The following is a 2,393-nucleotide window of genomic DNA, read 5'->3' as shown; positions in this document are numbered from 1 at the left end:
CCTTTGGGAACACCAGTACTACCAGAGGTATACATGATATAAGCCAAATCATTTGGAGTAATTTCATATGAAACTGATGAAGATTCATATGTATATGATTCTTCTATATTTATAAAAAAAATAAATTCTGAAACTGATAAACTTGATAGCAAAGATTCTTTACTATAAAGAAGGAAGTTTATACTCGAATCATCTAATATATATGATAATCTATTTGAAGGTAAAGAGGGGTCTAAAGGAACATAAGTACATCCCAATTTTAAAATACCTAAGATACTAATAATTATATCCAAACTTTTCTCAAAAAGAACTCCTACTCGGGAACCTCTAACGACACCTTGAGATTCTAAATAATGAGCTAATTGATTTGATTTATCATCTAACTCTTTATAGGTCATTTTTTTTAACTCACACACTAATGCTATTGCTTCTGGAGTTTTACCAACCTGCTCTTTAAATAAATCTACTACTGTTTTATCCTTTGGATACTCTAAAAAAGTGTTATTAAAAGTATTTAATAGTTCGTCCTCCTCCTTTACTGTTAACATAGATAAACTACCTATTGGCTGTTTAACATCACTAACAATACTACATAATAACTTCTGATAATGTTCTAACATTCGATCAATTGTAGCCTTATTAAACAAAGCTGTACAATATTCAAGATTTAATGCTATCCCAGAATCGCTTTCAGAAGCATGTAATTCGATATCAAATTTAGAGATAACATTATCAGATTCGTATGCTGAAAGTGTAACTCCATCTAATTCTATTATCGATTCTCCTGACTCTTTTTCTAGATTGTGTAATACAAATAGTACTTGAAATAGAGGACTCATACTTATATCCCGAGCAGTAATTACTCGATCTACTACCTTCTCGAAAGGAGCCAATTGATGGTCATACCCCTCTAAAGTCGTATTTTTGACTTCACCTAATAATTCCTTAAAACTTGGATTCCCGCTCAAATCACTACGAAGCGCTAGCATATTGACAAAAAAGCCAATCATACCCTCTAATTCTGACTGTGTACGATTTGCAATAGAAGTACCAACGCAAATATCATCTTGTCCACTATAACGAAATAGTAAAACTTTAAAAGCTGATATTAATACCATAAATAATGTAACTCCTTCTCGCTGGCATAAGGACTGTAAGGAATCACTTAACTCTTGTCCTAATGAAAAAGAAATACTAGATCCTTCACTACTTTGTACCGAAGGACGAACATAATCTGTTGGTAGCAATAGACTGCTAACCCCTGCTAATTTGTTTTCCCAATAAGATAATTGAGATTCTAGAACTTCTCCCTCTAAATACTTTCGCTGCCAAATTGCATAATCTGAATATTGTAAACTCAACTCTGGAAGAGCTGGAACCCGACCCGAATGTAAAGCACTATACAATTCGGTAAATTCACGAACCAAAATACCACCTGACCACTCATCACTTGCAATATGGTGAAATACACAAGTTAAAATATATTTATCATTACCTAAATTATATAAACAGGATCGTAGCTTATAATCACTCGATAAATCGAATGGAGTAATTAAATATCTCTCTAAATTATAATCTATTGAATCTTCATCAACTACTTCTATTTGATCTAATGACCAATTTTTTGCGGCTATAATTTTTTGATAGCCTACACCATCTTTTGATAGAAGATTCGTACGCAATACCTCATGACGAGAAACAATTCTTTGTAAAGATTTTTCTAATACAGATACATCTAATGCTCCCTCTAAACGAATAACAACAGGTATATGGTACTCCAAACTACCTTGTAACTGATCTACAAACCATAACCTTTCTTGACTAAAGGATAAAGGAATTTGAACTAGTTGTTCTTTATCATAAGAAATTATTTTTTCTAATATATCATCTGTAGTATCTTCATCCTGATAGTTTTTTAAATGTTCAACTATCCGAGTTTTATTATATTTTATTTCACTAAGTATTTCTGGATCAATTTCAAAATTTGACTTAATATTTAATGAGCCATTTTTTAAAACTAACTTAATTCCTTCTTTATCTAGTTTATGAAAAAAACTTAAAATATCCATGTATTATTAAATTTATATCTCAATATTTATACTATACTCCTTTATATCATTTTTAAGATTCCGCACCTTATAATCTATATAAGACGATATCTCTTCTACAGTACTAAACTTAAAAATATTTCGAATTGATATTTCTATATTTAACTCCTTACGAATCATAGACACTAGTCTGGTTGCTAATAAACTATGCCCTCCTAATTCAAAGAAATTATCATAAATACCTACTCGATCTACTCCTAATAACTCTTGCCAGATTTTTACCAATTGAACCTCTGTATCTGTACGAGGTTCCACATACTCCTTTGTCGATAACTCTGTAGTATC

2 protein-coding genes are annotated in these 2,393 nt (G+C 31.0%); both read right to left on the bottom strand.

Annotated elements, in window-relative coordinates:
• Positions 1 to 2,069 (bottom strand): condensation domain-containing protein (locus tag H527_RS22685; RefSeq protein ID WP_035089030.1); only part of this gene is annotated, 2,069 nt, incomplete at its 3' end.
• A gap of 12 nt (positions 2,070 to 2,081) precedes the next feature.
• Positions 2,082 to 2,393, bottom strand: a 312-nt coding sequence (locus tag H527_RS22680; protein ID WP_035089028.1) for a phosphopantetheine-binding protein, incomplete at its 5' end; no start/stop codon positions are given.

Source organism: Aquimarina muelleri DSM 19832 (assembly GCF_000430665.1).
Classification (GTDB): domain Bacteria; phylum Bacteroidota; class Bacteroidia; order Flavobacteriales; family Flavobacteriaceae; genus Aquimarina; species Aquimarina muelleri.
This window is presented reverse-complemented; position numbering and strand designations above follow the sequence as displayed.